Consider the following 4,678-nt stretch of genomic DNA (forward strand, 5'->3'; position numbering starts at 1 on the left):
AGGAGCCCGGCGAAGAATCCGACGATGCTGCCGATGGCCTCCCGGGCGGCGTCCGGCCGTGCCGGATCGGGCATGAGCAGCGCGTCCGTCCATTCGCGGAAGTCCCGCCGGGAGTGCGGGGGCACTCCGAGGAGTTCGGAGATGACGGTGATGGGCAGCGGTGCTGCGTACGCGGCGACCAGATCGGCACGGTCGGTCTCCGCCATGGCGTCCAGCAGTTCGTCGGCGGTCCGCCGGATCGGCCCCCGCAGTTCCTCGATCCGGCGTGTGGTGAACGCCCGCGACACCAGCCGCCGGATACGGGTGTGGTCGGGCGGGTCCATATTGAGGAGGTTCGCGTCCAGCGCGGGCGGCAGCCTGAACCCCCGGTAACCACCCGGCAGCGCATGGGCCTTGTCCAGGGACAGCCGTGGATCGGCGAGCGCCTGCCGGACGTCGTCGTACCGGGTGACGATCCAGACGGGCAGCCCGTCCGGCCCTGCGATCCGGTGTACGGGGGAGGTTTCGCGCAGCCGCTCGTAGACACCGTAGGGGTCCCCCAGCAGCTCATGTGTCGGGTCTTCGATGGTCATGGATCCAACCTGGACAGCGGGCCCGGCCCGGCCTGCCGGGCAAGCCGGACGAGCGAGGGGCGGGGTCAGTCGTCCGGCTTCCCGAAGCTGATGCTTCCGATGGTGCCGGTCTGGATGACCGGGCCGTGCAGGGTGCTGCCGGTGATGGTGTTCTGGACGGGGACCGGTGCCGGGTCGCTGTCGGGAGGCGACAGTTCGTGGAGCAGCGCCCGCAGTTCGGCCGCGGCGCCCGGGTCCGCCTGGAGGGTGCGGCGCATCCTGGTCCGCCATTCGGCCAGGACGTCGGCCTGGGTCTCCTCGTCCTGAGAACCTCGGGCCTCGATCAGCTCGGCACGTGAGGTCTCCAGGTCCGCCGCGACGGCATCGGGATCGGCAGATCCACGGGTGAAGAATCCTGTCACCCGGTCCCGCGCCGCGGTCCATCCGTCCACGGCCATCTGCTGGATCAACGCGGTCGCACCCGCTGTTGCCAACGCCACCAACTCCGGCTCCACTGGGCCCCCTTCGGACGGTCGCGGAGAGTCATGAACAGTGCACATGAACAGTGCAGCGGAAGCTTATCGGTCATCTCCCCAGCAGGGCGGTGAGCGCACCCACCGGGTCGGCGTCCGGGGTGCCCCGGGGCCACCAGTCCTCGCGGTCGGCGTCCGACTCATAGCCGTACCAGAGGCCGTCGCGTCCGTAGCGGAGCTGGAGGGAGGGGGTCGACAGCCGATTGCGCCAGGGTCTGAAGGACGGGAAGTCCGCCGCCGCCAGGGCGGGCCGCGCTCGGTCGAACGGTCCGGCCGGCGGATCCCATGGCTCTTCCAGTACGTCGAGGGCCACCTGGCCGCCCTGCCGCCAGGCGGCTACGGCACGGGCCAGATCGGTGGGGGTGCGGCCGGTGGCGGCGGCCAGCTCGCGGTACAGGGCACGGGTGGACGCGGTGAGCCCCGAGCCCGGGTGGACGGCCGCCAGCCGGACGGCGTCCTGCCAGTCGGTGAGCGGTGCGATGGGGTCGGCGCCGGTGGTGAGCAGGGTGTGGGCGCGGATCGCGGCCTCCGTGGCGAGCAGATCCAGCGCGAGGGGGTCGGGAGCCCCGGGCGCATGGGGAAAGGCGGGCGGGCGGCCCGGCTGGGCGGGCAAGGGGAAGGGCGGCGGGAGCGCGGGCAGCGGGCGGGGGGCGAGCGCCTCCCGGGCGGGGACGGTCGGCAGGGGTGACGCGGCGGCGGTGGTCGTGTGTTCGGCCGCCGCCCGGGTGGCGTTGCGGTGGGAGAGGTCGGCGAGGAAGTCGCGCTCGCCCATCCCGCGCATCAGAAACAGGACGAACGGGTCCTCGTCCAGCAGCCGCGCGGTCTGGTAGCAGAGCGCGGCGGCGTGCTTGCAGGGGTAACCGTCGTCCGGGCAGGAGCAGTCCGGAATGAGGTCACCCGCCGCCGGCAGCAGATCCGCGGCGGCCGTCAGTGCCTGGGGCACGTCCTTGTCGAGCAGGGCGGCGATATGGTCGGGACGGGCCGCGGCGGCGGTCAGAAACCCGTCCCACTCGTCGTCCGTGAGCGTCCGGAGCCGGATCTCCGTACGGTACGGGCGCGGTCGGGTGCCGTGGACGTACGCCGTGACCCGGCCGGGTGTGACCGTGATCGCGTCGACATGGCCGCGGCCCGCGTAGGCCCGGCCGCGGGTCAGCCTGGCCCGGTCGAGGGCGGTCTCCTCCAGGGCCGCCACCCAGGCGTTCCCCCACCAGCTGGCGGCGAAGTCCTGGCCCGTCAGCGGCTCCAGGGCGGGAAAGGTACGCCGGCGGTCGTCGTGCCTGGCGGGCGGCCGGCCATTCCGCCGCCCGCCGGCCGGGGAGCCCTGGGCACGGCTGGGCGAGGCGTCGGGGCGACGCCGGGGCGGCGGGGTCACGATGGCCTCCGCAGGGAGACGAGATCGGCCAGCTCACGGTCCGTCAGCTCGGTCAGGGCGGCCTCCCCCGAGCCGAGGACCGCGTCCGCCAGCGCCCGCTTGGCGGCGAGCATCCCGGCGATCCGGTCCTCCACCGTGCCCTCCGCGATCAGCCGGTGGACCTGCACGGGCTGGGTCTGGCCGATGCGGTACGCCCGGTCCGTCGCCTGCTCCTCGACCGCGGGGTTCCACCAGCGGTCGAAGTGGATGACATGGCCCGCGCGGGTCAGGTTCAGCCCGGTGCCCGCCGCCTTCAGGGAGAGGATGAACACCGGTGTCCCGCCCGACTGGAAACGGTCCACCATGCGTTCCCGCTCGGCCACCGGCGTCCCCCCGTGGAGGAGCTGGGAGGGAATGGCCCGGGCCGCGAGATGCTCCGACAGCAGACGGGCCATGGAGACGTACTGGGTGAAGACCAGGACCGAGCCGTCCTCGGCGAGGATGGTCTCCAGCAGCTCGTCGAGGAGCGCGAGCTTGCCGGACCGGCCCGCGAGCCGAAGACCGCCGCCCCGCACGGGCACGGCGCGCGCGGGGTCCGGGCCCGCCTCCGCGCCACGCCGGGACCTGCCGCGCGAGGGTGGGCCGCCCTCCTTAAGGAACTGCGCCGGGTGGTTGCAGATCTGCTTGAGATCGGTCAGCAGCTTCATGACCAGGCCCCGGCGCGCGATGCCCTCAGCGCCCGCGATGGCCGCCATGGTCTCCCGTACGACGGCCTCGTAGAGCGACGCCTGCTCGCGGGTGAGAGAGACGGGGTGGTCGGACTCGGTCTTGGGCGGCAACTCGGGCACGATGCCCGGGTCGGACTTCTTGCGGCGCAGCAGGAACGGCCGCACCAGCCGGGCCAGCCGCTCCACGGCCTCGTCGTCCTCGCCCTGCTCCACGAGCCGGGCGTGCCGGGCGCGAAACGCCTTCAGCGGACCGAGCAGTCCCGGGGTCGTCCAGTCCAGCAGGGCCCACAGCTCGGAGAGATTGTTCTCGACGGGGGTGCCGGTCAGCGCGACACGGGCGGGTGCCGGGATGGTCCGCAGGGCCTTGGCCGTCGCCGAGAACGGATTCTTGACGTGCTGCGCCTCGTCGGCGACGACCATGCCCCAGCTGTGCCCGGCCAGCCGCTCCGCGCTGCTGCGCATCGTGCCGTAGGTCGTGAGCACGAATCCGCCCTCGGCACCGGGCAGGGTCCGGTCCGTGCCGTGGAATCGGCGGACCGGGACGCCCGGGGCGAAGCGGACGATCTCCCGCTGCCAGTTGCCGAGGAGGGAGGCGGGGCAGACGACGAGCGTCGGGGCAGGCCGGTCGCGGTGGAGGTGGAGGGCGATCAGGGTGACCGTCTTGCCGAGGCCCATGTCGTCGGCGAGACAGCCCCCGAGGCCGAGCGAGGTCATCAGGTCCAGCCAGGCCAGCCCCCGCAGCTGGTAGTCGCGCAGGGTGGCGGCGAGGCCGTCGGGGGGCGCGATCGGCGCGGCTCCCGCCAGCAGCCGGTCACGCAGGGCGGCGAGGGTGCCCGTCGGCACCGCCTCCACCGTCTCGCCGTCGACCTCGGCGGTGCCGGTCAGCGCCACGGCCAGGGCGTCGACCGGCTGCATCAGCCCCAGCTCGCGCTTGCGGACCTTGCGTACGAGATCGGGGTCGACCACCACCCACTGGTCCCGCAGCCGCACGATCGCGCGATGCGACTCGGCCAGCGCGTCCATCTCCTCCTCGGTCAGCGGATCGCCGTCGAGCGCCAGCTGCCAGTTGAACTTCAGCAGTTCCTCGCTGTCGAAGAAGGGGGTGCCGTCGGTGGCGGAGCCCGGCGCGGGCCGGACGACAGCCGCGGCCGAGAGCGAGCGCACCAGCTCCCTCGGCCAGTGCACGGTCACCCCCGCGGCGGCCAGCCGGGCGGCCCCCGGCCCCAGCAGCTCGTACAACTCGTCCTCGCCGAGCGTCAGCACATCGGGCACATCGCGCTCCAGCAGCCCGGCGAGGGGCGGCCAGACCCGGGCGGCGCGGCGCAGCGCGAGCAGCGCGTCGATCCGGGCGCGCGGCCCGAAGCGCTCGTCGCCGTCGCCCGCCCAGAGCCCGGCGGCGTCGATGACGAGCGTCGGATCGGCGAGGCTGTGCACCTGGACGACGGCGGCGCCCGCCCCTGCGGGGTGCCCGGCCTCCGCGCCCGCCGTGCCCACCGCGCCCTCTGTGGCGTCGGT

At 73.8% G+C, this 4,678-nt stretch carries 3 protein-coding genes and 1 pseudogene; all 4 read right to left on the reverse strand.

The window, feature by feature from the left end; translation table 11 throughout:
- Positions 1-572, reverse strand: a pseudogene (locus ACWF94_RS33955) (cytochrome P450); the annotation flags it as partial.
- A gap of 65 nt (positions 573-637) precedes the next feature.
- Positions 638-1,051, reverse strand: a complete 414-nt coding sequence (locus tag ACWF94_RS33960) for a hypothetical protein (protein ID WP_453497526.1) — start codon at positions 1,049-1,051, stop codon at positions 638-640.
- 85 nt (positions 1,052-1,136) lie between these two features.
- Positions 1,137-2,456: an SWIM zinc finger family protein gene (locus ACWF94_RS33965; protein WP_453497527.1), complete on the reverse strand. Its 1,320-nt coding sequence runs from the start codon at positions 2,454-2,456 to the stop codon at positions 1,137-1,139.
- The coding region (locus ACWF94_RS33970) for a DEAD/DEAH box helicase (RefSeq protein ID WP_453497530.1) at positions 2,453-4,678 on the reverse strand (2,226 nt) is incomplete at its 5' end. The genes ACWF94_RS33970 and ACWF94_RS33965, both read right to left, overlap by 4 nt.

This window comes from Streptomyces sp. NPDC055078, from assembly GCF_053607985.1.